This is a genomic window from Pandoraea sp. NPDC090278 (genome assembly GCF_044772185.1).
Classification (GTDB): Bacteria; Pseudomonadota; Gammaproteobacteria; order Burkholderiales; family Burkholderiaceae; genus Pandoraea.
The window spans coordinates 553,961-580,812 of the sequence record NZ_JBIVYJ010000001.1; the positions used below are offsets into that span (position 1 = coordinate 553,961).

The 26,852-nt window shown below is 61.1% G+C and carries 20 protein-coding genes and 1 pseudogene; 17 read left to right on the forward strand and 4 right to left on the reverse strand.

The features are described 5' to 3' along the window. Positions 1–9 precede the first annotated feature (9 nt). The 16 genes and pseudogenes from rlmN to ACIQWO_RS02480 all read left to right on the forward strand — a co-directional run bounded on the left by rlmN (position 10) and on the right by ACIQWO_RS02480 (position 17,095). Positions 10–1,131, forward strand: a complete 1,122-nt coding sequence (rlmN, locus tag ACIQWO_RS02405; protein ID WP_039399078.1) for a 23S rRNA (adenine(2503)-C(2))-methyltransferase RlmN — start codon at positions 10–12, stop codon at positions 1,129–1,131. A 261-nt stretch (positions 1,132–1,392) separates the two neighbouring features. Continuing rightward, positions 1,393–2,481, forward strand: a complete 1,089-nt coding sequence (locus ACIQWO_RS02410) for a helix-turn-helix domain-containing protein (RefSeq protein WP_402818717.1) — start codon at positions 1,393–1,395, stop codon at positions 2,479–2,481. A gap of 18 nt (positions 2,482–2,499) precedes the next feature. Next, complete coding sequence (ispG, locus tag ACIQWO_RS02415; RefSeq protein WP_402818720.1) at positions 2,500–3,780, forward strand: flavodoxin-dependent (E)-4-hydroxy-3-methylbut-2-enyl-diphosphate synthase; 1,281 nt, start codon at positions 2,500–2,502, stop codon at positions 3,778–3,780. A 94-nt stretch (positions 3,781–3,874) separates the two neighbouring features. Then, positions 3,875–5,251: a histidine--tRNA ligase gene (gene hisS / locus ACIQWO_RS02420; RefSeq protein WP_402818723.1), complete on the forward strand. Its 1,377-nt coding sequence runs from the start codon at positions 3,875–3,877 to the stop codon at positions 5,249–5,251. A gap of 32 nt (positions 5,252–5,283) precedes the next feature. Next, entirely contained in the window at positions 5,284–5,913 is a 630-nt protein-coding gene (locus ACIQWO_RS02425; RefSeq protein WP_150664928.1) for a tetratricopeptide repeat protein, read from the forward strand. A 104-nt stretch (positions 5,914–6,017) separates the two neighbouring features. Then, entirely contained in the window at positions 6,018–7,205 is a 1,188-nt protein-coding gene (gene bamB, locus ACIQWO_RS02430) for an outer membrane protein assembly factor BamB (RefSeq protein WP_402818726.1), read from the forward strand. A 79-nt stretch (positions 7,206–7,284) separates the two neighbouring features. Then, positions 7,285–8,622 carry a ribosome biogenesis GTPase Der gene (gene der / locus ACIQWO_RS02435; RefSeq protein ID WP_402818729.1) on the forward strand — a complete coding sequence of 446 codons (1,338 nt, stop codon included), beginning with the start codon at positions 7,285–7,287 and terminating at the stop codon, positions 8,620–8,622. Positions 8,623–8,748: 126 nt separating this feature from the next. Then, on the forward strand, positions 8,749–8,985 hold the full coding sequence (gene hfq / locus ACIQWO_RS02440; protein WP_010807283.1) for an RNA chaperone Hfq: 237 nt from the start codon (positions 8,749–8,751) through the stop codon (positions 8,983–8,985). A 97-nt stretch (positions 8,986–9,082) separates the two neighbouring features. Beyond that, positions 9,083–10,162 (forward strand): annotated as a pseudogene (gene hflX, locus ACIQWO_RS02445) (GTPase HflX); the annotation flags it as partial. Between the two features lie 343 nt (positions 10,163–10,505). Continuing rightward, positions 10,506–11,828 (forward strand): FtsH protease activity modulator HflK, encoded by a 1,323-nt coding sequence (hflK, locus tag ACIQWO_RS02450; RefSeq protein ID WP_084009692.1) that lies wholly within the window; start codon positions 10,506–10,508, stop codon positions 11,826–11,828. Between the two features lie 12 nt (positions 11,829–11,840). Continuing rightward, entirely contained in the window at positions 11,841–12,740 is a 900-nt protein-coding gene (gene hflC, locus ACIQWO_RS02455; RefSeq protein WP_402818734.1) for a protease modulator HflC, read from the forward strand. Between the two features lie 71 nt (positions 12,741–12,811). Continuing rightward, positions 12,812–13,003: a DUF2065 domain-containing protein gene (locus ACIQWO_RS02460; protein ID WP_052252941.1), complete on the forward strand. Its 192-nt coding sequence runs from the start codon at positions 12,812–12,814 to the stop codon at positions 13,001–13,003. Positions 13,004–13,041: 38 nt separating this feature from the next. Continuing rightward, entirely contained in the window at positions 13,042–14,202 is a 1,161-nt protein-coding gene (locus ACIQWO_RS02465) for an ATP phosphoribosyltransferase regulatory subunit (RefSeq protein WP_402818737.1), read from the forward strand. 73 nt (positions 14,203–14,275) lie between these two features. Then, a complete protein-coding gene (locus tag ACIQWO_RS02470; RefSeq protein ID WP_402818740.1) occupies positions 14,276–15,616 on the forward strand; it encodes an adenylosuccinate synthase in 1,341 nt (446 codons plus the stop codon). A 26-nt stretch (positions 15,617–15,642) separates the two neighbouring features. Then, the gene (locus tag ACIQWO_RS02475; protein ID WP_046291611.1) at positions 15,643–16,179 is read left to right on the forward strand and encodes a phosphoribosyltransferase; all 537 of its coding nucleotides are present in this window, start codon (positions 15,643–15,645) and stop codon (positions 16,177–16,179) included. 280 nt (positions 16,180–16,459) lie between these two features. After that, entirely contained in the window at positions 16,460–17,095 is a 636-nt protein-coding gene (locus ACIQWO_RS02480; protein ID WP_402821771.1) for a DUF4189 domain-containing protein, read from the forward strand. 58 nt (positions 17,096–17,153) lie between these two features. On the opposite strand, the gene ACIQWO_RS02485 is transcribed toward ACIQWO_RS02480, so the two are convergent. The 4 genes from ACIQWO_RS02485 to ACIQWO_RS02500 form a co-directional block, all read right to left on the reverse strand. Then, positions 17,154–19,232 carry a M3 family metallopeptidase gene (locus ACIQWO_RS02485; RefSeq protein WP_402818744.1) on the reverse strand — a complete coding sequence of 693 codons (2,079 nt, stop codon included), beginning with the start codon at positions 19,230–19,232 and terminating at the stop codon, positions 17,154–17,156. A 239-nt stretch (positions 19,233–19,471) separates the two neighbouring features. Then, positions 19,472–20,323 carry a bifunctional methylenetetrahydrofolate dehydrogenase/methenyltetrahydrofolate cyclohydrolase FolD gene (gene folD, locus ACIQWO_RS02490; protein WP_402818746.1) on the reverse strand — a complete coding sequence of 284 codons (852 nt, stop codon included), beginning with the start codon at positions 20,321–20,323 and terminating at the stop codon, positions 19,472–19,474. A gap of 322 nt (positions 20,324–20,645) precedes the next feature. Beyond that, entirely contained in the window at positions 20,646–21,293 is a 648-nt protein-coding gene (locus tag ACIQWO_RS02495) for a response regulator transcription factor (RefSeq protein WP_039399048.1), read from the reverse strand. After that, positions 21,290–23,773, reverse strand: a complete 2,484-nt coding sequence (locus tag ACIQWO_RS02500) for a PAS domain S-box protein (RefSeq protein WP_224786829.1) — start codon at positions 23,771–23,773, stop codon at positions 21,290–21,292. The genes ACIQWO_RS02495 and ACIQWO_RS02500 overlap by 4 nt, the downstream gene beginning before the upstream one ends. Before the next feature lie 343 nt (positions 23,774–24,116). Here ACIQWO_RS02500 and aceE point away from each other — a divergent pair, with 343 nt between their 5' ends. Next, positions 24,117–26,804 (forward strand): pyruvate dehydrogenase (acetyl-transferring), homodimeric type, encoded by a 2,688-nt coding sequence (gene aceE / locus ACIQWO_RS02505; protein WP_402818750.1) that lies wholly within the window; start codon positions 24,117–24,119, stop codon positions 26,802–26,804. Positions 26,805–26,852: the final 48 nt, after the last annotated feature.

Consider the following 26,852-nt stretch of genomic DNA (forward strand, 5'->3'; position numbering starts at 1 on the left):
ACCAGGGCCATGACCAACCTTACGAATCTGCTTGATTACGATCCGGACGGTCTGGCCGCCTATTGCGGCACGCTCGGCGAAAAGCCGTTCCGTGCTCGCCAGCTCCAGCGTTGGATCCACCAGATGGGCGCCGCCGATTTCGACGGCATGACCGATCTGGCCAAGTCGCTGCGCGAGAAGTTAAAAACGCGCGCGCACATCGCCGCGCCTGCCGCTATCACCGACCATCTGTCGGCGGACGGTACGCGCAAATGGCTGCTGGACGTGGGCAACGGCAATGCCGTCGAGACCGTCTACATCCCTGAGGAGACGCGTGGCACGCTTTGCGTTTCGTCGCAAGCGGGCTGCGCTGTCAATTGCCGGTTCTGTTCGACCGGTAAGCAGGGTTTCTCGCGCAATCTGTCGCTTGGCGAAATCATCGGTCAGTTGTGGATGGCCGAGTTCGCATTGCGCCGCGATCTGGGGCGCGAAGGTAAGAACGAGCGCGTTATCACCAACGTGGTGATGATGGGCATGGGCGAGCCGCTGCTCAATTTCGACAACGTGGTTGGCGCCATGCGCCTGATGCTCGACGATAACGCCTATGGGCTGTCGCGTCGTCGCGTGACCTTGTCGACGTCCGGTGTGGTGCCGATGATGGATCGCCTGGGCCAGGAGTTGCCCGTGGCGCTTGCCGTCTCGCTGCACGCGCCAAACGATGCGCTGCGCGATGTGCTCGTGCCGCTCAACAAAAAATATCCGTTACGCGAACTGATGGGCGCGTGCGAGCGTTACCTGGAAGTGGCGCCGCGCGATTTCATCACGTTCGAGTACTGCATGCTCGACGGTGTGAACGACACTGAAGCGCATGCGCGCGAGCTTGTCGCATTGACGCGCGACGTGCCGTGCAAATTCAATCTGATCCCTTTCAATCCGTTCCCCGAATCCGGCCTGCTGCGCTCGAAGGATCCGCAAATCAAGCGATTTGCCCAGATTTTGCTCGACGCAGGCCTCGTCACGACGGTGCGCAAGACGCGCGGTGACGACATCGACGCCGCCTGTGGTCAGCTGGCTGGCGAAGTGCAGGATCGCACGCGGCTTGCACAGCGCGGCAAATTCGGGAAAATCGCGGTCGAGGTGCGTAGCGTATGAGGCTGCGCATGGGCGGGCGTGGACCGTGGCGAGGGCCGTCGGCCCCGCACGTGCCATGCCTTCCGTCGGATCAGTCGTGCACTAAAGCATTCCTTGCGCGGGGCGCGTTTCGCGTTCCGCGCAATTTCGTCAGTGACATGCAAAATCGCCCGATGCGCCGCGCAGATCTGCACGCCGCGCGCACGGGGGACGATGTAGCGAAACTGTCGCGAGCATATCCTCAGCCGCTGCGGGCGGCTGCTTACGAACGGGGGCGTATCGATGGATAACCAGAATCAGGCGGATGCAGGCGGGCAAACCGGGGCTCAAGGCCAGGGCTTGCCGCAGGGAGCACCTGCCGGATGGGCTGAGCTGGGCGCGCAAGTGGGTGCGCAACTGGCCGCTTTGCGCGAGAAGCGCGGCATGTCCATTGAGGACGTGTCGGCGCGTTTGAAGGTCTCGGTGCAGAAGCTCAAGCGTCTCGAAGCCGGCGAGTGGGATGCCTTGCCGGAAATGCCGTTTATTCAGGGTGTGGTGCGTAGCTACGCTCGCATGGTCGGGGGTGACCCCGAGCCGATGATCGAATCGCTGCGTCGTGTGAGCGGTACGGCGACGGCCCCCATCGATATTCCGCAACCGCAGTCGGGACAGCCGAGCATCCCGAAGAGCCCGGTGCGTTTCCGCTCGCCGGTCGCAGCGTCTCAGGCCAAGTGGCCCTGGGCACTGGCTGCGCTGGTCGTCATCGCGGGCGCTGCATGGTACTTCGGCAATGCCCACAAAGCCGGGCGCGGCAACATCGAGGCGGCTGACCTGGCAAGCGGTGCGTCGGCACAAGGTGCCGTGGATGCTGCCGAGCCGGCAAGCCAGCCGGTGGTCGCCGATGCCAATGGCACGCCGCCGGGGGCAGAGGGCGGTGCCGCCACGAACGTTGCTAATGCGACGAACAACGGCAATACCGAAAGTACGGTCAATAACGCATCGGCCAGTGCCGCCGCTGCAGGCCCGGGCCTGATCGCTGCCGTCGATCCGACGCACGTGGTCGCCGGGATCGCGAGTGCTGCGGCCGCGACGAGCGTGGCCGCCCCTGCGGCACCGGCTGAGACGAAGGCGTCGAGCGTCGGTGCGCCGGGTAATGGCAAGATTGCGTTGCATCTGAAGGCGGACAGCTGGGTGGAAGTGCGTTCGAAGGACGGCAAGGTGCTGTTCTCCCAACTGATGCGTGCAGGTGCCGAACAAGAAATTACGGGCGATGCGCCGCTCAAGATCGTTGTGGGTAACGTCGCGGGCGTCGAATCGCTGGAATTCAACGGTCAACCGGTCGAGATCAAGTCCCGCAATGCGGGCAACGTGGCGCGTCTGACGCTCCAGTAAGACCGAAAGAGGGTAATCATGGCTTCTGTAGAATGCATGCCGATCATCGGTGGTCCGGCACCCCGCCGTCAGTCCCGCAAAGTCGGGATTCGTTGGGGCGGTCAACTGGTGACGGTTGGCGGCGATTCGCCGATTCGCGTGCAATCGATGACCAACACCGACACGGCAGACGTGATCGGTACGGCCATTCAGGTCAAGGAGCTGGCGCAGGCTGGCTCCGAACTCGTGCGAATCACGGTGAATACGCCGGAAGCGGCGGCTGCCGTGCCGCATATCCGTGAGCAACTCGATCGCATGGGTGTGATGGTGCCGCTGGTGGGCGACTTCCATTACAACGGCCACAAGCTGCTCGCCGACTATCCGGAATGCGCTGAGACGCTGTCGAAGTACCGCATCAACCCGGGCAACGTCGGGCAGGGCGCCAAGCGCGACACGCAGTTCGCGCAAATGATCGAGATGGCGATCAAGTACGACAAGCCGGTGCGTATCGGTGTGAACTGGGGCAGCCTGGATCAGTCGTTGCTCGCGCGGATCATGGACGAAAACGCCGCACGTGCCACGCCGTGGGACGCGCAGAGCGTGATGTACGAAGCGCTGATCACCTCGGCGCTCGAATCGGCCGAACTGGCGCAGCGTGTGGGTCTCGCGGCCGACAAGATTTTGCTGTCGTGCAAGGTCAGCGCAGTGCAGGACCTGATCGCGGTGTACCGCGAGCTGGCCAAGCGTTGCGACTATGCGCTGCACCTCGGGTTGACCGAGGCAGGCATGGGCTCGAAGGGTATCGTCGCCTCGACGGCCGCGCTGTCGGTGCTGCTGCAAGAAGGCATTGGCGACACGATCCGTATTTCGCTGACGCCGGAACCCGGCGGCGCGCGTACGGGTGAAGTCGTCGTGGCGCAGGAAATCCTGCAGACGATGGGCCTGCGTGCGTTCGCGCCGATGGTGATTGCCTGCCCGGGTTGCGGCCGTACGACGAGCACGGTGTTCCAGGAACTGGCGTCGAATATTCAGACATACCTGCGTGAACAAATGCCGGTGTGGAAGGCTCAATATCCGGGCGTCGAGAACATGAACGTCGCGGTCATGGGCTGCATCGTGAACGGTCCGGGTGAATCGAAACACGCGAACATCGGCATCAGCCTGCCGGGTTCGGGCGAATCGCCGGCTGCGCCGGTTTTCGTCGATGGCGAAAAGGTGCGCACGCTGCGTGGCGATCACATTGCTGAGGAATTCCAGCAGATCGTCGACGATTACGTGAAGTCGCATTACGGTCAGGCGGAAGGTGCAGTGGCCGCCTAAGTCGGCGCCTGAGTCGGCATGCACGGCTTGCACCAAGCGCGCCGACACACCGTGAGCAGCACGTCGCAGGGACGCAGACAGAACACAAGAGAATATGACTGACGCAAAGAAGAATCGCCCCGCCAAACTGGCCGGGGTCAAAGGTATGAACGACATCCTCCCGCAGGACGAAGCCCTGTGGGAGTTTTTCGAGGAATCGGTGCGCGCCATGTTGCGCGCCTACGGCTATCAGCAGATCCGTACGCCGATCCTCGAACAGACTCAACTGTTCACGCGCGGTATCGGTGAAGTGACGGACATCGTCGAGAAAGAGATGTACAGCTTCACCGACTCGCTCAACGGCGAACAACTCACGATGCGTCCGGAAGGTACGGCGGCAGCGGTTCGCGCAACGCTCGAACACAATCTGCTGTACGGTGGCCCGAAGCGTCTGTGGTACTTCGGCCCGATGTTCCGTCACGAGAAGCCGCAGCGCGGCCGCTATCGTCAGTTCCATCAGGTCGGCGTGGAAGCGCTTGGCCTGGCGGGTCCGGATGCCGACGTCGAAATCATTCTGATGTGCCAGCGTCTGTGGGACGATCTCGGTCTGACCGGTATCCATCTCCAGTTGAACTCGCTGGGGCAGGGTGAAGAGCGCGCGCGTCACCGTGCCGATCTGATCGCCTATCTCGAAAAGCACGTCGATCTGCTGGATGAGGACGGCAAGCGTCGCCTCTACACCAATCCGCTGCGTGTGCTCGATACTAAGAACCCGGCGATGCAGGAAATGGTCGAAGGTGCGCCGAAGCTCATCGACTATCTCGGCGAAGCGTCGATCAAGCACTTCGAAGGTGTGCAGTCGCTGCTCAAGGCGAACAACATCCCGTTCACGATCAATCCGCGCCTCGTGCGCGGTCTGGATTACTACAATCTGACCGTGTTCGAGTGGGTGACGGACAAGCTGGGTGCGCAGGGTACGGTCGCCGGTGGCGGTCGTTACGACCCGCTGATCGAGCAACTGGGTGGCGATGCTACGCCGGCGTGTGGTTGGGCGATGGGCGTTGAACGTATTCTTGAACTGCTGCGCGAAGACGATCTCGTGCCGCAGGCCGAAGGCGCTGACGTCTACGTTGTGCACCAGGGCGAATCGGCCGTGGCGCCGGCGCTGATTGCAGCGGAGCGCATGCGCGATGCCGGTCTGAACGTCGTGTTCCATTGCAGCCCGGACGGCAACGGCAGCAGCTTCAAGTCGCAAATGAAGCGCGCGAACGCCAGCGGTGCCAACTTCGCCGTCATCATCGGTGAGAACGAAGTGGCGTCGGGCACTGCCGAAGTCAAGCATCTGCGTGCCGCCGAGCAGACGAACAACCAGACAAGCGTGCCGTTTGAAGGCCTCGCCGAGTATCTGATCGACGCGATCGTCGCCAGTGCAGACGAGAGCGTGAACGAAAGCCTGGCCGATGCCGGCGCAGGCAACGAAACGCTTCATTAATCCAAGACGCCAGACACGGAGAACCCCGGCGAATGAGCAGCTATCACGAGGAACAGGAACAGATCGAGAACGTAAAGGCCTGGTGGAAGCAGTACGGCAATTACGTTATCTGGACGCTCGTCGTCATCATGCTGGCCTATGGCGGCTGGAACCTGTGGCGCTATTACGAGCGCAAGCAGGCGGTAGAAGCCGGCGTGCTGTATGGCGAACTGGAAACGGCGGTCAATGCGAACGACAAGGCGAAGGTTGCCCGTATCGCGTCTGACATGGAAAGCAAGTTCAGCGGCACGCCGTATGCGCAGATGACCGCGCTGCTCGCCGCCAAGACGTTGGCCGATGCCGGCGATACGGCAGGCGCGAAGGCACAACTGCAATGGGCTGCGTCGAACGCCAAGGACGATGAGTACAAGCAACTGGCCAAGCTGCGTCTGGCGGGTGTGCTGCTCGACGAGAAGGCTTACGACGAAGCGCTCAAGATGCTCGACAACCCGCCGGCACCGTACGCTGCGCTGTTTGCCGATCGCCGCGGCGATGTGCTCGTCGCCCAGAGCAAGGTGGCCGACGCACGGACCGCTTACAAGCTGGCGCTCGACAAGCTCGACAAGCAGGATTCGGGCATGCGCCAGTTCGTGCAATTCAAGCTCGACGCGCTGGGGGCCTGACGCGCGTCGGCATTCCGTTGGCAAGTATTACCCTCCCATAACGCATAACCGGGTACATGATGATCCTTAACGACTTCCGTCGATCGATGCCGCAAACGATGGCCATGTCACAGTCCGTGCAGGTCACCCAGTCGGATTCGCCGCGCCGTGGCATTTTCAAGCGCGCGAGCACCGCTGTGCTGACGCTGGCAGTGTTGGGCACGCTGGGTGGTTGCGGGCTGTTCGGCAGCAAGCCGGCGCATGAGCCCACGCCGCTCACGGAGATCAAGCAGGCGCTGACCGTCAAGCAGATGTGGACGGCGAGCGTCGGTAAGGCAGGCGCCTACAGCTTTGCGCCGGTTGCGGTGGGCAATGCCGTCTTCGCGGCTGGCGCGAACGGCGGCATCGTGCGCGTGGATGCGGAAACGGGAGCGTCGACCTGGTCGGCCAAGGCGGATACGAACATCACCGCAGGTCCGGGCAGCGATGGTGAGACGACGGTGGTCGCCACGCACAAGGGCGATGTGATCGCCTTCGATCACGACGGCAAGCAGTCGTGGAAGGCGAACGCCGGCAGCGAAGTGCTGACGGCACCGCTGGTGGGGCGTGGTCTGGTGGTGGTGCGTGCCATCAACAACCGTGTGACCGCGTTCGATTCGGGCACGGGTTCGGTGCGCTGGTCGTACTCGCAGCCGGCCACGTCGCTTACGCTGCGCACTGGCACCGGCATGGCGTTCGTGGGTGACCGTTCGGTCATCACGGGCTTCCCGGGCGGCAAGCTGGTGGCGCTCGACGCCAATACCGGCAATCCGCAGTGGATCACGCCGCTGTCGTACCCGAAGGGTGTGACGGAAGTCGAGCGTGTGAATGACGTCACGGGCTCGCCGGTCGTGTTCGGTCGTCAGGTGTGCGGCGCGACGTTCCAGGGTCGCGTGGGTTGCGCCGACGTGCAGACCGGCAACGGTCTGTGGGCGCGTGATTTCTCGTCGCCGAACGGTGTGTCGCAGGACGAGCGTGTGGTGGCTGCGGTCAATACCGATGGCGCCGTGTACGCGTTCAACGCTGCCGATGGCAGTACACTGTGGCAGAACGACAAGCTCAAGTACCGCGACCTGTCGGCGCCGCTGGCGCTCGGCCGTGTGGTGGTCGTGGGCGACAAGCAGGGCTATCTGCATTTCCTGTCTCGCGACAACGGCGAGTTCCTCGCCCGCGTCAAGCTGAGCGGAGCCATCAGCGCACAGCCGGTTATCGCCGGTCAGACGCTGGTTGTGCAAACCCGCGACGGCAACATTTATGGCTTCCGTCCGGAATAACCGGTAACCGGCAAGCACCCGGGCATTTTCCGGGAACGGCCGGCAGCGCGCCGGCCGTCTTCGTTTTTAGGGCTTATTCATGAAACCCGTGATCGCGCTCGTAGGGCGCCCCAACGTCGGCAAATCGACGCTATTCAACCGTTTGACCCGCTCGCGCGACGCACTCGTCGCCGACATGCCCGGGCTCACGCGCGACCGTCACTATGGCGAGGGGCGTGTTGGCGAGCATCCGTATCTGGTGATCGATACCGGCGGCTTCGAACCCGTGGCCAAGGAAGGCATCTTCCACGAGATGGCCAAGCAGACGCGTCAGGCCGTGGTCGAAGCCGACGTGGTGATCTACATCGTGGACGGCCGTCAGGGCTTGACGCCGCAAGACCAGATCATCGCCGACTATCTGCGCAAGACGGGGCGCAAGATCATGCTCGTGGTCAACAAGGCCGAGGGCATGAAGTACTCCGCGGTCGCGAATGACTTCTACGAACTCGGTCTGGGCGATCCGCTGGCGATTTCGTCCGCGCACGGCGACGGTGTGAAGGAAGTCATCGACGAAGCCCTCGCGCCGTTCTATGCGAATCAGGACGAGAGCGAGGACGACGACAAGCACGATGGCCGTGTGAAGATCGCCATCGTCGGTCGTCCGAACGTCGGGAAGTCGACGCTGGTCAACACGCTACTGGGTGAGGAGCGCGTGATCGCGTTCGACATGCCGGGCACAACGCGCGATTCGATTCACATCGACTTCGAGCGTCAGGGCAAGAACTACACGCTGATCGATACGGCGGGTCTGCGTCGTCGCGGCAAAGTGTTCGAAGCGATCGAGAAGTTCTCGGTCGTGAAAACGCTGCAATCGATTGCCGATGCGAACGTCGTGATCCTCATGCTCGACGCCCGTCAGGATATTTCCGATCAGGACGCGCATATTGCCGGCTTTATTCTGGAGTCGGGGCGTGCGGTGGTCGTGGGCGTGAACAAGTGGGACGGACTGGACGAATACACCCGCGACCAGGCGAAACAGGAATTGGAGAGAAAGCTCAAATTCCTCGGTTTTGCAAACTTCCACTTCATTTCGGCCACGAAGGCGACGGGCATCGGTCCGTTGATGCGTTCGGTGGACGAAGCGTTCGCCGCGGCGATGACGAAGTTGCCGACGCCGAAGCTCACGAAGGCGCTGATCGAGGCTGTGGAGCACCAGCAGCCGCGGCGTGCGGGCTTCTCGCGTCCGAAACTGCGCTATGCCCACCAGGGCGGCTCGAATCCGCCGATCATCGTCATTCACGGGAACAGTCTGGATGGCGTGACCGATAGTTATCGCCGTTACCTTGAGAACCGTTTCCGCGAAACTTTTAAGTTGAAGGGCACTCCATTACGCATAGAGTTCCGCAACAGCGCGAACCCTTACGCCAAGGGCGAGTGAAAGCCCGCCTGGGGCGGGGTTTTGCTGGCGACGCTAGCAAAATCGGCTATAGTGTGGAGGTCAGGGTGGGAAGCGCGCACACGCCCTGGCTTACGGTCATTTGCTAAAAATACAATGGAGTAACTTATGAGCAACAAAGGGCAACTTCTACAAGACCCGTTTCTGAACGCCTTGCGTAAGGAGCATGTTCCCGTCTCGATCTATCTGGTCAACGGTATCAAGCTGCAGGGAAACATCGAGTCGTTCGACCAGTATGTCGTCCTGCTGCGTAACACGGTCACCCAAATGGTTTACAAGCATGCCATTTCGACGGTCGTGCCTGCGCGTCCGGTGAATTTCCATCCGGAAGCCGAGCAGTCCTGATTCAGGCTCGCCCGACCGGGAGTCTCCGGCCGGGCGAATTTCTCTTCCCCACCGCCCGCTCTTGTCCAACAGTCCCAATTCCCAATCCCAGCGTAGCTTGACCATCAATGCCGCGCTCGTCGGCGTCGATTTCGGCAAACTCGATTTCGAAGCCAGTCTCGAAGAACTCGACCTTCTGACGCAATCCGCAGGCGCCAAGCCTGTCGTGACCATCACCGGCCGTCGCCATAGCCCGGATGCCAAGTTGTTCATCGGCAGCGGCAAGGCAGAAGAATTGCGCGAAGCCATCGCCGAATTCGACGTCGAACTGGTGATTTTCAATCACGCGCTGACACCTGGCCAGCAGCGTAACCTCGAACACCTCCTGCAATGCCGCGTGGTGGACCGTACCAGCTTGATCCTCGATATCTTTGCCCAACGTGCGAAGAGTCATGAAGGCAAGCTGCAGGTCGAACTCGCACAGCTGCAGTACCTGTCCACGCGCCTCGTGCGCGCCTGGACTCACCTTGAACGTCAGAAGGGTGGTATCGGTCTGCGTGGTCCGGGTGAAACGCAGTTGGAAACTGACCGTCGTTTGTTGGGCGAACGCGTGAAGTCGCTCAAGATTCGACTCGAAAAACTTCAGCGTCAACACGATACGCAACGCCGGGCGCGTCAGCGCAGCGGCACGATGTCGATCTCGCTGGTGGGCTATACGAACGCGGGAAAATCCACGCTGTTCAATGCGATGACGAAAGCCAACGCCTACGCCGCGGATCAGTTGTTCGCCACGCTCGATACGACCTCGCGTCGTGTTTATCTTGGTGAACTCGGGAACATCGTGCTGTCTGATACTGTCGGATTCATCCGCGAGTTGCCTCACCAGTTGGTGGCGGCATTCCGGGCGACGCTTGAGGAGACGGTGCACGCCGACATGCTGCTGCATGTGGTGGACGCGTCGAGTCAGGTGCGCAAGGAGCAGATGGCCGAGGTCAATGCCGTTTTGGCGGAGATCGACGCGGCCGATATCCCGCAGATTCTCGTCTGGAACAAGATCGACGCGGTGCCGGAACTGGCCGCACAAGGGCCGAGAATCGAACGGGATGAGGCCGGGCGCATTACGCGAGTCTTCTTGAGCGCGCGCACCGGTCAGGGCCTCGACCTGCTGCGCGAGGCCATCAGCGAGGCGGTTGTGGCTGGCACTGGTGGGTTACAATCGCAGCACGAAGCGCCCGATGTCCGGCTCATCGACCGTTGGGACGATGTGCCGCGCGCAGAAGACAGATAACACGAGACGTCGCACCGTGAAGGGCGCGTTGCCACGGGGAACACCGGCAGCACGCTTCGACTCGGGTGACGAACTGGCAAGAGACTAGACGGAGGCCGGGTAAGGCCGCCGATCGGCAAACCAGATTCGGGAAACACGCGCGAACCGGCAGCATGCGCGCTCCGATATGAGGCGCGCCGGTCGCAACGCCCAACCCGCTTCAGTCACCACGCTTCTACCTATGCTTCCAAGAGCTTTGATGCGACGAGTTGGCTTGATTTTCTCCCTGAACGACCCGCGCTGGGGGCGGGACGGCGGCGGCGATTCGCCGTCCGGCAATCAGGAGCCGAACCGCCCCGATCGTGCGAACAATCCGAATTCGCAGGATCAGAAGGAGCCGCAGCGCGGACCGCAAGGCCCGCAGCAGGATGGCCCTCCCGATCTCGACGAACTGTGGCGCGATTTCAATCGTCGTCTGAACCGTATCTTCGGCCGTAAGAACGGCGGAGGCGGCAACAATGGCGGCTCGAACAATTTCTCCGGTGGCTCGCGTGGTTCGGGTATCGGCGTGGGCGTTGTCGTCGCGCTGGCCTTCCTGATCTGGCTGGCCACGGGCGTCTTCATCGTCCAGGAAGGTCAGGTCGGTGTCGTCACCCAGTTCGGCAAGTACAAGTACACGACCACCTCGGGTATTCAATGGCGCTTGCCGTACCCGTTCCAGTCGGTCGAGATCGTCAACATGTCGCAGATCCGATCGGTGGAAATTGGCCGCTCGAACACGATTCGCGATACCGATCTGAAGGATTCGTCGATGCTCACGGGCGACGAGAACATCATCGATGTTCGCTTCGCTGTGCAGTACCGCATCAAGGACGCGACCGAATTCCTGTTCAATAACGTGGACGCCGAATCGTCGGTGAATCTGGCTGCGCAGACGGCCGTGCGTGAGATCGTCGGCAAGAGCAAGATGGACTTCGTGCTCTATGCCGGTCGCGAAGAAATCGCGAACGAACTCGTCACGTCGATCCAACGCATTCTGGATAGCTACAAGACGGGCATTCTCGTCACGAGCGTAACGATGCAAAGCGTTCAGCCGCCTGAGCAGGTGCAGGCCGCGTTCGACGACGCCGTGAAGGCCGGGCAGGATCTCGAACGTGCGAAGAACGAAGCGCAAGCCTATGCCAATGACGTGATTCCGCGTGCCAAGGGTACGGCGTCGCGTCTGACGGAAGAGGCGGCCGGTTACAAGGCGCGTGTCGTGTCGCAGGCGCAAGGGGATGCCGATCGCTTCAAGTCGGTGCAGGAAGCCTACGCCAAGGCGCCGGGTGTGATCCGCGAGCGTATGTATCTCGATACGATGCAGCAGATCTACTCGCGCACCACGAAGATCATGGTGGATTCGAAGAACAACAGCCTGTTGTATCTGCCGTTGGACAAGATCATGGAGCGTTCGCGTAGCGACGCATCGACCCCGGCACCGGCATCCGGTGCAGGCACGGGGGCTGCGGCAGGTGCGCCTGCTGCGAGCGACAGCAGTGATGTCGACCATGATCGATCGCGTGCGGCACTGCGCAACCGCGACCGCGATTCACGCTAAGGGGATAAGCGCATGAACCGTATTGGAACCGTTATCGTCGCGCTGATCGTTTTGCTGATCGTGCTCGCCTCGACCATGTTCGTGGTGGACCAGCGCCGTTTTGCCGTGGTGTTCTCGCTTGGCGAGATCAAGGATGTCTACAACCAACCCGGCCTGAAATTCAAGTTGCCGCCGCCGCTCCAGACTGTGCTGTATCTGGACAAGCGCATCATGACCATCGACAACCCGGAGCCTGAGCGCTTCATCACGGCCGAGAAGAAGAACCTGATCGTCGACTCGTATGTGAAGTGGCGCATCATCGACCCGCGCAAGTTCTATGTGAGCTTCAAGGGTGACAACCGCCTCGCACAGGATCGTCTGACGCAGCAGATTCGCTCGGCATTGCAGGAAGCGTTCACCAAGCGCACCGTGACCGAAGTGGTCTCGACGCAGCGTGATCAGGTCATGCAATGGGTGAAGCAGAAGGTGGGCGACGAAGCCGCGCAAGTCGGTATCGAGATTGTCGACGTGCGTATGCGCCGCGTGGATCTGGCAGCCGGTATCAGCGATTCGGTGTATAGCCGGATGGCCGCCGAGCGTAAGCGTGTGGCGAACGAACTGCGTTCGACGGGTGCTGCCGAGGCCGAGCAGATTCGTGCCGACGCCGACCGTCAACGTGATGTGGTGGTCGCCGAGGCCTATGCCAAGGCACAGCAGGTCAAGGGTGAGGGCGACGCCGTTGCCGCGGGTATCTACGCTCAGGCGTTTGGCCGCGATCCGCAGTTTGCCCAGTTCTATCAGAGCCTCGAAGCGTACAAGGCGACCTTCCGTGACAAGAAGGACGTCATCATCGCCGACCCGAACAGCGACTTCTTCCGATTTATGCGTGGTTCCGGTGGTGCTGGCGCGTCAGCCGGAAAAGCGGGAAAATAGCCCTTCTGACATCCGAGTAGCTGCCACCGCCCGCGTCAACGCGGGCGGTGGCGTTTTGGCCGAGCCCTCCTGTGACCAGCAGCACGATAATTCTCGCTTTCGCCCTCATGCTGATCGTGGAGGGATTGTTTCCGTTTGCCGCGCCGGAACGGTGGCGGCAAAGTTTTCGTAAAATAACGGAAATGCCGTCCGGCCAGATTCGCTTCTTCGGCCTGGCCGCCGTCCTGCTGGGGCTGATTCTGATGCTGCTGGCCGATTACTAAAAGGCGCTTTCACGCGCCGTCTGAATTCCGAAATACCCATGCCGAACTGGCTACTTCCCGAAAATATCGCCGACGTGCTGCCGTCCGAGGCGCGCAAGATCGAAGATCTGCGCCGACTGATGCTCGATCGTTTCCGTACGTACGGCTATGAGCTCGTCATGCCGCCCATGCTCGAGTATGTCGAGTCGCTGCTGACCGGCACCGGCCACGACCTCGACCTGCGCACGTTCAAGCTCGTCGATCAGCTCTCGGGCCGCACGATCGGTCTGCGTGCCGACATCACCCCGCAGATCGCCCGTATCGACGCCCATTTGCTCAACCGAAAGGGCGTGACGCGTCTGTGCTATGCCGGTAGCGTGCTGTTCACTCGTCCGCGTAATTTGCTGGCGACCCGTGAGCCGTTCCAGATCGGCGCCGAAATCTTCGGTCATAGCGGTCTCGAGGCGGATCTCGAAATCCAGGAATTGCTGCTGTTCTGCCTGCAACTCGCTGGACTGAAGCAGATTCGTATCGATCTTTGCCATGCTGGCGTGCTCGAGGCGCTGCTGGAAGGCGTGCCGGCTGCCGAAGCCATCGAAAGCCAGTTGTTCGGTGCACTGGCGACGAAGGACGTGCCTCAGTTGCAGGAATTGACACGCGACCTACCGGCACACGTGCGCGACGCTTTGCTGAGTCTGACCACGTTGTACGGGGACCCGGCGGATACGCTGGAGCGTGCCCGCAAGGTTCTGCCGGATCTGCCGGGCGTGAAGGCTGCGCTGGACGATCTGGCCTATCTGGCGGCGTCGCAAAGCAAGGACGGTCCGGCCGTGCTGTCGATCGATCTTGCGGACCTGCGCGGCTACCAGTACCACAGCGGCGTGATGTTCGCGGCGTATGTCGACGGCATTCCCAACGCGATTGCGCGCGGCGGGCGCTACGACAAGGTCGGGCAGGCGTTCGGACGTGACCGCCCGGCGACCGGATTTTCGCTCGATTTGCGTGAATTGGCGGCAATTTCGCCAGTGGAAGCGCGTAGTAACGCGATTTTGGCCCCGGCCGACGATGTGCCGGGTCTGCGCGCCAAGATCGACAGCCTGCGCGACGCGGGCGAGGTCGTGATCCGCATGCTGCCGGGGCACGATCAGGATTTCGAGGAGTTCACGGGGGACCGTGTCCTTGTCGAGAAAAATGGCCAATGGGTTGTGACGCCCCGGTGAATTCGCTGAAAAAAGCGGCACTCCCCTGCGCCAACACGGGTAGAATACGTTTTTAACCAAACCAACTATTGTTATGTCCGGCAATGCTTTGAATCAGGGACGCAACGTCGTCGTTATCGGAACCCAATGGGGCGACGAAGGTAAGGGTAAGGTCGTCGACTGGCTGACCGATCACGCGCAAGGCGTGGTGCGTTTCCAGGGTGGCCACAATGCCGGACATACGCTCATCATCGGTGGCAAGAAGACGATTCTGCGCCTGATCCCGTCGGGCATCATGCACAAGAGCGTCACGTGCTACATCGGTAACGGTGTGGTGTTGTCGCCCGAAGCCCTGTTCAAGGAAATCGAAGAACTCGAAAGCGCTGGCCTGAACGTTTGCGGCCGTCTGCGCATTTCCGAAGCCTGTACCCTGATCCTCCCGTACCACGTTGCCATCGACCAGGCGCGCGAAGCACGTCGTGGCGCGAGCAAGATCGGCACGACCGGTCGCGGCATTGGCCCGGCCTACGAGGACAAGGTTGGCCGTCGTGCACTGCGCGTGCAGGATCTGTTCGATCCGAAGGCATTCGCCGAGCGTCTGCGCGAAAACCTCGACTATCACAACTTCGTCCTGACACAGTATCTGGGCGCGCCGGCTGTCGACTTCCAGGAAACGCTGGACAAGATGCTCAGCTACGCCGAACGCCTGCGTCCGATGATTGCCGACGTGTCGCAAGAGCTTTACGCCGTCAATCGTGAAGGCAAGGCGCTGCTGTTCGAAGGTGCGCAAGGCACGCTGCTCGACATCGATCACGGCACGTATCCGTTCGTCACCAGCAGCAACTGCGTGGCAGGTGCCGCTTCGGCTGGCGCGGGTGTCGGTCCGCAACAACTCCACTACGTGCTCGGCATTACCAAGGCGTATTGCACGCGTGTTGGCGCCGGTCCGTTCCCGAGCGAACTGTACGACGCGGATAACCCCGCCCGTCAGGAAGCCATTGGTCTGCAACTCGCGACGGTGGGTAAGGAATTCGGTTCGGTCACGGGCCGTCCGCGCCGCACGGGTTGGATGGATGCCGCAGCGCTTAAGCGTTCGATTCAGATCAACGGTGTGACCGGTCTGTGCATGACGAAGCTCGACGTGCTCGACGGTCTCGAAACGGTGCGTCTGTGCGTCGGTTACAAGATCGACGGCAAGGCGATCGACATTCTGCCGCGCGGCGCTGTCGATGTGGCGCGCTGCGAGCCGGTCTACGAAGATTTCCCGGGCTGGACGCAGAGCACCGTTGGCGTGACGAAGTGGGATCAACTGCCGGTTGAGGCTCAGAACTATCTGAAGCGTATCGAGGAAGTGAGCGGTATTCCGATCGATATGGTGTCGACCGGCCCGGATCGTGACGAAACGATCCTGCTGCGCCACCCCTTCAAGAACTAAAAACAGCACGACAAGCAAGACACACCATGAATCTGCCCCAAAACGACGATAAGAACCTCTGGGTCTCGTGGGACGAATATCATCGACTGATCGAGCGCCTGGCGCTCAAGGTCCATGAGTCCAACTGGAAGTTCGACAAGATCCTGTGTCTGGCCCGAGGTGGCTTGCGTGTGGGCGACCAGCTCGCACGCATTTACGACGTGCCGCTTGCGATCCTGGCGACGAGTTCGTATCGCGAAGCCGAAGGCACCATTCGTGGCGACCTCGATATCGCTCAGTACATCACTATCACGCGCGGCGAGCTGGAAGGCCGTGTGCTGCTGGTCGACGATCTGGTCGATTCGGGTGTGACGCTCGAGCGCGTCGGCAAGCACCTGAAGGAGCGTTTCACCAAGGTGACGGACGTGCGCTCGGCCGTGCTGTGGCATAAGGCCTGTTCGAAGGTGGCACCGGATTACGCGGTCGATTTCCTGCCGACGAATCCGTGGATTCACCAGCCGTTCGAAGAGTACGACACGCTGCGTCCGCACAATCTGGCGGCTTGGATCAAGCGCGGCACCTAAGTCGTTCCGATGCATTTGGCGCGCCGTGAGGTGACGCCCCGCCCGGGGGAGACTTCGGGCGATACAGGCGGTGACATCGAAAGATGCACCGCCTGTTTTGTTTGGATCGCTGCATCCGCCGTTGGTCTCCCTTTGATTCGCCTTGGTCCTAGGCTGAAGCCCCCACCTCAGGCGCAATAAGCGGGCAATTCCCCCTTTGATTGCCGCTTGTGTCCGTTTCGCCCTGTGTTCTGATGGGGGCTCTCACCATCCCTTGCAGCGTTATTCTCGCCGTCTTGCCATGATCAGGTTGTTTCGCCTCTTTCCCGCAACGTGCGCGATTGTGCTTGCAGGCCTCCTGGCCTCGGTGAGCCCGTCGAGTCTCGCGGCGTCTGCGGTGGCGGGCGTCCACACGGCAAGTGGGCTTCGATATGTCTACGTCACCAATCAGACGTCGATGGCGAAGGCCAAAATTGCCGCGGTGAACCGATGCAGAACGCAACTTGCATCGGGAAGTCGAGGAGGGCGATGCGAAGTCCTGATGGCGGGAAATGGACCGGCCTACTGGGCGGTCGTGCATGCCAGCAATGGAGAGGTTGGGGTAGCGCTAGGCGACACGCAGGATTCTGCGTTGCAGGATGCGTTTGTCGTTTGCCAGCGCGGTGGACAATGCTCGACGGACGGCGCGCAAGTGTGGTTCGACAGTGGTCAGCGTCCAGGGAAGCGCTTGCCGCCACCGCAGGCCGCCCAGGCAACCCCGGCTCAGTGCAGGATACCCACTGGACAGGTCGTCCGAATGCGCACTCAATGCATCAACGGTGAGTGCACGCGGACGTATGAGAACGGCTGCACCATTCGCTTTCAAGCCGCGCGTTGCCTCGATAAGGAAACGCACAGCTATACGTGGCGACCGAACGGTTGCGACGACGATAGCTGAGGGCTGAAGGGTGAGGGCCGACGCCCGTCAGCCCCCATTCCTCATGTGATGTAAGCCGTCAGCTCGCTGACATTCCGCTGTGGCGCAGCAATGCATCGACTTGCGGCGCGCGACCCCGGAATGCGATGAACGATTCCATCGCCTCACGGCTGCCTCCCACGGCGAGAATCTCGTCGCGATAACGCTTACCCGTCGCCGTATCCAGCACCGTGCCACTCACCTTGGCCGCTTCCTCGAAAGCGGCATAGGCATCGGCCGACAGCACTTCAGCCCACTTGTAGCTGTAATAGCCCGCCGCGTATCCGCCCGCGAAGATATGGCTAAACGTGTTCGGCCAGCGCGAGAAATCCACTTGCGGGGTGACGTGCAGACGATCGTTGATGCGTCGCGACACTTCAAGCACCGACTCCGGCCCACGCGGATCGAAGTCGTAATGCAGGTGCATGTCAAAGTCCGAGAAGACCAGTTGGCGCAGCATCATCAGGCCGCTCTGGAAATTTCTAGCGGCGATCATCTTGTCGAACAGCGCGCGCGGCAGGGTGGCCCCCGTATCGACGTGCGCCGTCATGTGCTCAAGGACGTCCCACTCCCAGCAGAAGTTCTCCATGAACTGCGAGGGCAATTCCACGGCGTCCCATTCGACGCCATTGATGCCAGCAACACCGGCGTCTTCGACTTGCGTCAGCATGTGGTGCAAGCCGTGGCCGAACTCGTGGAACAGCGTGATGACATCGTCGTGCGGCAGCAGGGCGGGCTTTTCTCCGACCGGGGCGGGGAAGTTGCAGACGAGGTAGGCGACCGGGGTTTGCAGCGCGCCGTCGTGCAGACGCTTGCGCGTGCGCGCGCTATCCATCCATGCCCCGCCGCGTTTGCCTTCGCGAGCGAAGAGGTCCATGTAGAACTGCGCGACCAGTTCGCCATTGCGTTCGATGCGGAAGAAGCGCACGTCGGGATGCCACGTCTCGGCCTCTTGCGGACGAATCGTCACATCGAACAAGGTGCCTGCAACACGGAACAAGCCGTCGAGTACCTTCGGGAGCGGGAAATACTGACGCACTTCCGTTTCGGAAAAAGCGTACCGTTGCTGGCGCAGCTTTTCAGACGCGTATGCCGTATCCCAGGGCAGCAACTTGTCGATGCCGAGCGACTTGGCCGCAAATGCCTGAAGCTCTTCCCAGTCCTGTTCTGCATACGGACGAGCACGGCGCGCGAGGTCTTCGAGGAATTCGAGCACTTGCGCGGGCGATTCGGCCATCTTCGGCTCGAGTGAGACTTCTGCGTAGTTCTTGAAGCCCAGCATTTGCGCTTCTTCGCGACGCAGCGCGAGTTGCTCCACAACGATACCGGTGTTGTCCCAACCCGCGTCGCCATCGCCGAATTTCGGTCCGAGTTCGGATGCGCGTGTCACGTTCGCCCGATACAGCTTTTCGCGCAGCGCGCGATTGTCCGCGTACTGGAGTACGGGGAAGTACGAGGGGAAGTGCAGCGTGAACTTCCAGCCTTCCACGCCATCGCGATCGGCAGCGGCGCGTGCGGCCGCCTTGTCGTCGTCAGGCAGACCCGCGATCTCCGTTTCGTCGGTCACGACGAGGGAGAACTTGTTGGTGGCATCAAGGACGTGATCGGAGAAGCTCTTCGCGAGGCTGGCCTGTTCTTCTTGAATCTCGGCAAATCGTGGCTTCTGATCTTCTGGGAGTTCTGCGCCGCCCAGGCGGAAGCCGCGCATTTCATTGTCCAGGATCTTCTTGCGAGCGGTGGACAGTCCGGCAAATTCCGGTCCGGCGGCAATCGACTTGTACTTGTCGAACAGCGCGAGATTCTGGCCGACGCTGGCCGAAAACTCGGTGACGCGCGGCAGATTTTCGCTATAGGCGGCGCGCAGTTCAGGAGTGTCGGCAACTGCGTTCAGGTGTCCGATGATTTCCCAGGCGCGTCCAAGGCCTTCCGTGCCGTCTTCGACAGCGTCGAGGATATTGGCCCATGTCGCGGGTGTTGCGGGGTCGGCTGCACGATCGACGGCCGCGCGTGCCTGCTCCAGCAGCACGTCGACGGCTGGCGTCACATGCTCAGGGCGAATTTCGGAAAAACGGGGGAGTCCCTCGATGTCGAGAAGAGGATTGCTTTTCGGCGTATTCATGCGTTCGTTATCCACTTGAAGGGGCTTACGAAGAGTGTGGGGGCAACCTGTCGAATTTTCCAGTCGTTTTTTTCAACTGATGTCATTGACGTCACCAACCGGGAATTGCACACGAAGCCTTGGTGGGATTGACTTGGCGCACAAATGAAGAGGGCGCGTACGACCTGTTGGCCGTGCGCGCCCCATAAGGCGTTGCTGCGGGAAAAACCGTTGCTTCTGGTCAGCTGTCCGCCTGGCGATCAGCCAAGCGCGCGCTCCGCCGCTTCGATCGTGTTGACCAGCAACATGGTAATGGTCATCGGGCCCACGCCACCGGGCACCGGTGTGATAAAGCCAGCGACTTCCTTGACGCCGTGGAAATCGACGTCGCCGCAGAGCTTGCCTTCGTCGTCACGATTCATGCCGACGTCGATCACCGCAGCACCCGGCTTGACCATATCGGCCGTGACGATATTGCGCTTGCCCACGGCGGCAACGATCACGTCGGCATTGCGCGTGTGCGCCGCCAGATCGCGCGTCTTGCTGTTGCAGATGGTGACGGTGGCACCGGCCTGAAGCAGCATCATGGCCATGGGCTTGCCGACGATGTTCGACGCGCCGATCACGACTGCAACGGCGCCACGCAGCGGGAACTCCACCGATTCGAGCATCTTCATGCAGCCATAAGGCGTGCAGGGACGGAACAGCGGAGCGCCCGTCATGAGTGCCCCGGCGTTCGAGACGTGGAAGCCGTCGACATCCTTTTCTGGCGCAATGGCTTCGAGCACCTTGTGGCTGTCGATGTGCTTGGGCAGCGGCAGTTGCACGAGAATGCCGTTGATCTTCGGATCGCGATTCAGCTCATCGATTCGAGCGAGCAAATCGCTCTCGGCCAGGTCCGCCGGGTAGCGATCGAGCGACGAATACAGGCCATTGTCTTCGCAAGCCTTAACTTTGTTGCGCACATAGACCTGGCTGGCTGGGTCTTCGCCGACGAGAACCACGGCGAGGCCGGGTTGATGGCCGCGAGCGGAGAGTGCGGCGGCGCGCGTGGCGACTTCGGCACGAATACGTTTGGCGAGGGCGTTGCCGTCGATGAGGGTGGCGGTCATGATGCGTGGATATCGTATGAAGGAAGGGGGCTGGCCCAAGGGAGCCGTATACAGCGACGCGGGTCGGGCGGGCGACGAGCGCAAAGACCGTATTATACCGGCGCGCTGGGGCTCACGGGAGCGGGGCATGCGGTGTAACGCGTTAATGCCTGCGTTAGCCTGCGTTAGCGCAAGTGCCGTTGGGGAGGGGAAAGAAGGACGCAACCCGACGGGCGCGACCGGTGGTCGGTCGGCGCAAGGGGGCGGTGGGGCACCGGACTTGAAATCAGTACAGTACCCGAAGGCTCGATACCCTGCACCCTAAGGTGCAGGGCCATCCGATTTATCGCTTGGACAGTGCCAGACGGAGCAGATCGGCAACGGTGTTAACGTTGAGCTTCTCCATGATGTTGGCGCGGTGCGCTTCGACTGTCTTGATGCTGATGCCGAGATCGTCGGCAATCTGCTTGTTCAGGCGACCGGCGATGATGCGCTCGAGCACCTGATGCTCACGGCTCGTCAACTTCCTGAGCAGTTCTTCCGCAGCTTGCTGTTCGCGATGGCGGCCAGCTTCCTCGCGAGCGGTTCTCAGCATGTTTTCGACCTGCTTGCGCAGTTCGCCCTCGTCGAACGGCTTTTCGATGAAGTCCGTAGCACCTTTCTTCATCGTTTCGACAGCCATCGGCACGTCACCGTGGCCCGTCACGAAGATGATCGGCAGGTTGATGCCGCGCTCGATCAGGGCGTCCTGAAGCTCCAGTCCGCTCATGCCCGGCATGCGGACGTCGAGAATCAGGCAGCCAATCAGGTTGTTCGGGCGGTTGCTTTGCGTAACGTCTGCGCAAAACTGCAGAAAATCGTCTGCACTGCCAAACCCTCGCACGTGATATCCATTGGCTTCTAGAAGCCAGCGAAGCGAGTCGCGGACAGCTTCGTCGTCATCGACAACAAAGACGGTTTCTTGATCGGTATTGATATTGGGTGTCGTCATAGTCCTCCCCCGGATCCGGATGTCGTATCGCTTTCTAACGGTAACAGAATACAAAAAGTACAACCATTCCGCACGCCGTCGATTTCATTGTTTTCTACCCATAGACGGCCGTGGTGCGATTCGATGATCGAACGGCAGATGTTCAGGCCCATGCCCATGCCGTCCGACTTGGTACTAAAGAACGGTTCAAACAATCGTTCGATAGTCGCTTCGTCAACCCCAGGCCCGTGATCGGATACCTGGAATTCAACAGATTTATCCCGCCGTTCCACATGCAAACGCACCGTCGGGTCGCGTCGTTGTCCCGGCGGGGGCGTATAGCCGTGCATCGCTTCGGCGGCGTTCTTCAGCAGGTTCATGAGGACCTGTTCGATCAACACCGGGTCGACGTTAATCTGTGGCAGTCCTGCCGGAAGCTCCGTGACGATACGGATACGACGCTTACGTGCCTCGATCTCCGCAAGGCCGACGGCGTCTGCCACGATCTCATAAATGGATGACGGTTGTCGCTTCGGCTCGCTTCGTTTCACGAAGGCGCGAATCCGCTTAATGATCATCCCGGCCCGCACCGCCTGTTGAGACGTCTTTTCCAGCGCTGGCAACAGTGTTTCAGGGGACGTGCGACCAGCCCGCACCAGCGCGGCCGTGCCCATGCAGTAGTTGTTGATGGCCGCGAGCGGCTGATTCAGTTCGTGAGCCAGCGACGATGCCATTTCACCCATCGTCGTCAGACGGCCGGTGAATTGCAGGCGCTCCTCTTCCTGACGGGCCAACTCTTCCGCATGACGGCGCGCGGTAATGTCCGTCGCCACCTGCAATTGCGCCAGATGGCCGTCCACCCACTGAATGTACTGACGTCGGACTTCGAACCATTTCTGGTGCGTTGGCAGGTAAATTTCCTGCGTTTCCGCCGCCGTATCGGTCAGCGACGCTGCGGGCAGTCCGGCAAAAGCATCGACCATGTCGATGTGATCGAGCGACGTTGGCGACAGCTCGCCCCCACCCGACAGCTCGAGGTGGCCTTCCGGGCGCGTGCCGAACAGTTGCCGGTAATAGCGGTTGGCGAAGAGTAACTCTGCCTTGTCGACGGCGAGCACCGATACCGAAGCGTCGAGGCTTTCGAGCACCGTCGTGAACCGTTCGTGCGCAGCGGCGAGCTCTTCACGGGCGCGTTTGGGCTCGCTGATGTCCGTCAGCGAGGACATCCAGCCAGTCTGGCGGCCGTGAGCATCGACCAGCGGCGAGACGAACATGCGCGCGTAGAAAATCGTGCCGTCCTTGCGCTGCACCCGAATTTCGAAACCGTGCGACGGGGCTTTGCCGCGCAGCGTCATATCGATGCGGCGCTGCATTTCGTGAATATCGTCCTTCGGCCAGTACGGGTAGGGCGGCGCACGGTTCATGAGATCCGGCTCGTCCCAGCCCGTCATCCGACAAAACGCGGGATTCACATAGGTGATGTGGCCCTGCAGGTCGAGGACTCGCATACCGATCACGATGGAGTTCTCCATCGCCCGGCGGAACGACGTCTCATTAAACAGCGCCTGCTGTGCTTCGAAGCGCTGGCGCGTGTGGCGCCACAAACTCCAGAGACTCCAGAGTACGAAGCAGGACAACCCGGCGATCAGCCAGACCAGCGTGTTGTTGACGAAATTGCCGACCGCCGGATACGAGTAGATGCGCACGGCAAGGCTGTGGCCGGGCGGATCAAGTAACAACTCGTACGACACGTCGCGTGGCAGCGGTGGTCGCGTGGATGTCGTCGCCAGTTCGTTGTTGTGCGTGTCGATGAACGACACCTTGAATTTGTCACCGAGTTCCTGAGGCAACTCGTGAATCAGCAGGCCCTCGACCGAATACACCGCACTGATCGTGCCGAGGAACTCGCGCTCGCGCAGTACCGGCACCTGAACGACGATGTAGCTGGCCCCCGAGGCGTCGTAGATCAGCGTGGAGTAGGCAGAGCGACGCGAGTCGCGCGCTGCGCGAAACGCCACCAACAGCTCGTCCTCCATGGGATGCTGGGCCGAGCCTTGTAGCCGCGACGCGAAAGGGGAGTCCGCCGGAACGGCCCACTTAGGCCGTTGCGACGCATCGAGCCAGTTCATGAAGACGATGTCTGCATGATTTTGCATCAGCTCGCTTGCCGTGTTCTGGAAGTGCGCCACGTCCTGCGGTTTAGCCGCCGTATCGCGCGCAAGGGAACTGATCTGGTCCTGAATGGCCAGCATATTGAGGCGGATCTGCTGCTGCGCCCACGCGACGTTTCGATAAAGCGTGTCCTGCTGCTGCTCCGTTTCGCGACGGTTCAGGCTCCACAGAATCAAGCTCATCACCACCAGGAAGATCACAATGGAGACGAGCGGTACCAGCAAGTAGTAGTGCGACTCCGCAAACCCCTGCAACCAACGGTTGGAGCGGGCTGGCGTAGCAGCGGACCGGGACGGCGGGGATGAGTTTGCGAGGCGTGGCGAAAGCATGGCGAGATTGTAGCGCAGGCCGACCGGTTTCCCGCTGTCGGAGTCTGTCAGGCGCTGCTTTTCGGAAGCGTCCGATCTTTTTGGTAAGACGGCCGCTTAAATCACCCTTGAGACCGATCGGTACGTCCAATAATCATGATCTGATGGTGTCGGCAACCCATTGATTTTATGTGCAGTGCAGCAGATTTCCGCATTATGAAAATTGCTATCGTAATCTGAAATTTCGCTTGCGAAGGCGGGAATAACCTTCGTACAATGCCCCGGTAAAAATGCCGGTAGGCCCGTCCATGAAGCGGGTTACGACCAATTACGCCAACCCGCTAACGACAGACAAGGAGACACCATGTCCGCCGTACCTGAAGAAGCCCTGAAGATCGTATCCCCTGCGGACGCCGATCCCCAAGAAACGCAAGAATGGCTGGCCTCGCTCGAAGGCGTGCTGGCTGCCGAAGGCCCGGAGCGCGCGCATTACCTGCTCGAAAAGCTGATCGAATTCGCCCGCATCAACGGCGAGCATCTGCCTTTCTCGGCAAATACCCCCTACATCAACACCATCCCCGTCGACCAGCAGGCCCGTATTCCGGGCGATCAGGACGTCGAGCACAAGATCCGCTCGTACACCCGCTGGAATGCGATCGCGATGGTGCTGCGTGCCGGTAAGGACACGAACGTCGGCGGTCACATCGCCTCGTTTGCCTCGGCCGCAACCCTCTACGACGTTGGTTTCAACCACTTCTGGCACGCCCCGTCCGACAAGCATGGCGGCGATCTGATCTTCGTGCAGGGCCACTCGTCGCCGGGCGTGTACAGCCGCGCGTTCCTGCTGGGCCGTCTGGAAATGACGCAGCTCGAGAACTTCCGCCAGGAAGTGGACGGTGGCGGTCTGTCGTCGTACCCGCACCCGTGGCTGATGCCGGACTTCTGGCAGTTCCCGACGGTCTCGATGGGTCTGGGCCCGATCATGGCGATCTATCAGGCTCGCTTCATGAAGTACCTCGAGTCGCGCAACATCGTGAAGACCGAAGGCCGTAAGGTCTGGGCATTCCTCGGCGACGGCGAGACGGATGAACCGGAATCGCTGGGTGCGATCGGCATGGCCGGGCGTGAACAGCTCGACAACCTCGTGTTCGTGATCAACTGCAACCTGCAGCGCCTGGACGGTCCGGTGCGTGGTAACGGCAAGATCATCCAGGAACTCGAATCCGAATTCCGTGGTGCTGGCTGGAACGTCATCAAGGTGGTCTGGGGCAGCCGTTGGGATTCGCTGCTTGCCCGCGACAAGCAGGGCTTGCTGATGAAGCGCATGATGGAATGCGTGGACGGCGAATATCAGACGTACAAGTCGAAGGACGGCGCGTTTGTTCGCGAGAACTTCTTCAACACGCCGGCACTGAAGGCGATGGTTGCCGACTGGTCGGATGAGGACATCTGGGCGCTGAACCGTGGCGGCCACGATCCGCACAAGATCTACGCAGCCTATCACTCGGCCACGACGCACAAGGGTCAGCCGACCGTCATCCTGGCCAAGACCATCAAGGGCTATGGCATGGGCGAGGCCGGTCAGGCCATGAACATCACCCACCAGCAGAAGAAGATGCCGGTGGAGTCGCTCAAGAAATTCCGCGACCAGTTCAAGCTGCCGATCTCGGACGATCAGATCGCCGACGTGCCGTACATCAAGTTCGAGGAAGGTTCGAAGGAACTGGAATACATGCGCGCTCGCCGCATGGAACTGGGTGGCTACCTGCCGCAACGCCGCACCAAGGCCGCTTCGCTGCCGGTGCCCGCGCTGAACGCATTCGATGCACTGCTCAAGGCGACCGCCGAAGGCCGTGAGATTTCGACGACGATGGCGTTCGTGCGTATTCTCAACGTGTTGCTCAAGGACAAGGCGCTGGGGCAGCGCATCGTGCCGATCGTGCCCGATGAGTCGCGCACGTTCGGTATGGAAGGCTTGTTCCGCCAGATCGGTATCTGGAGCCAGGTCGGCCAGCGCTACATCCCGCAAGATCAGGATCAACTGATGTTCTACAAGGAATCTGAGAGCGGTCAGATTCTGCAGGAAGGCATCAACGAAGCCGGCGGTATGTGCGACTGGATCGCTGCCGCAACGTCGTATTCGACGCACGGCGAAACGATGATCCCGTTCTACATCTTCTATTCGATGTTCGGTTTCCAGCGTATCGGCGATCTGGCCTGGGCCGCTGGCGACATGCGCGCGCGCGGTTTCCTGGTGGGTGGTACGGCCGGTCGTACGACGCTTAACGGCGAAGGTCTCCAGCACGAAGACGGTCACTCGCTGCTGTGGGCGTCGTCGATTCCGAACTGCCTGCCGTACGATCCGACATTCGCGTTTGAACTCGCCGTGATCGTTCAGGACGGTCTGCGCCGTATGGTGCAGGATCAGGAAGACGTGTACTACTACCTCACCGTGATGAACGAAAACTACGCACACCCGGCGATGCCGGAAGGCGTGGAGAACGACATCCTGAAGGGCATGTACGCGTTCCGTCGCGGCACGGACAACAGCAAGGCACCGCGCGTGCAATTGCTGGGTTCGGGCACGATCTTCAACGAAGTGATCGCCGCTGCCGAAATGCTCAAGAACGACTGGGGCGTCGAATCGGATCTGTGGAGCTGCCCGAGCTTCACGGAACTGGCTCGCGAAGGCAACGACGTGGCACGCCACAATCTGCTGCACCCGACCGAGACGGCTCGCCTGTCGCACGTTGAGAAGTGCCTGAACGATACGCGTGGTCCGGTCATCGCATCGACCGACTACATTCGTACGTATGCCGATCAGATCCGTCCGTTCGTTCGTGGCCGCTATGTCGTGCTCGGCACCGACGGTTATGGCCGTTCGGATACGCGCGAAAAGCTGCGTCACTTCTTCGAGGTGGATCGTAACTGGGTCACGGTTGCTGCGCTCAAGGCGCTGGCCGACGAAGGTACGCTGCCGGCCAGCAAGGTTGCCGAGGCGATTGCCAAGTACAACCTGGATCCGAACAAACCCAACCCGATGACCGTCTAAAGGCCGCTGCGTGCGGTGAGCGCACCGGTGAGTCGCCCCCCAGCGACA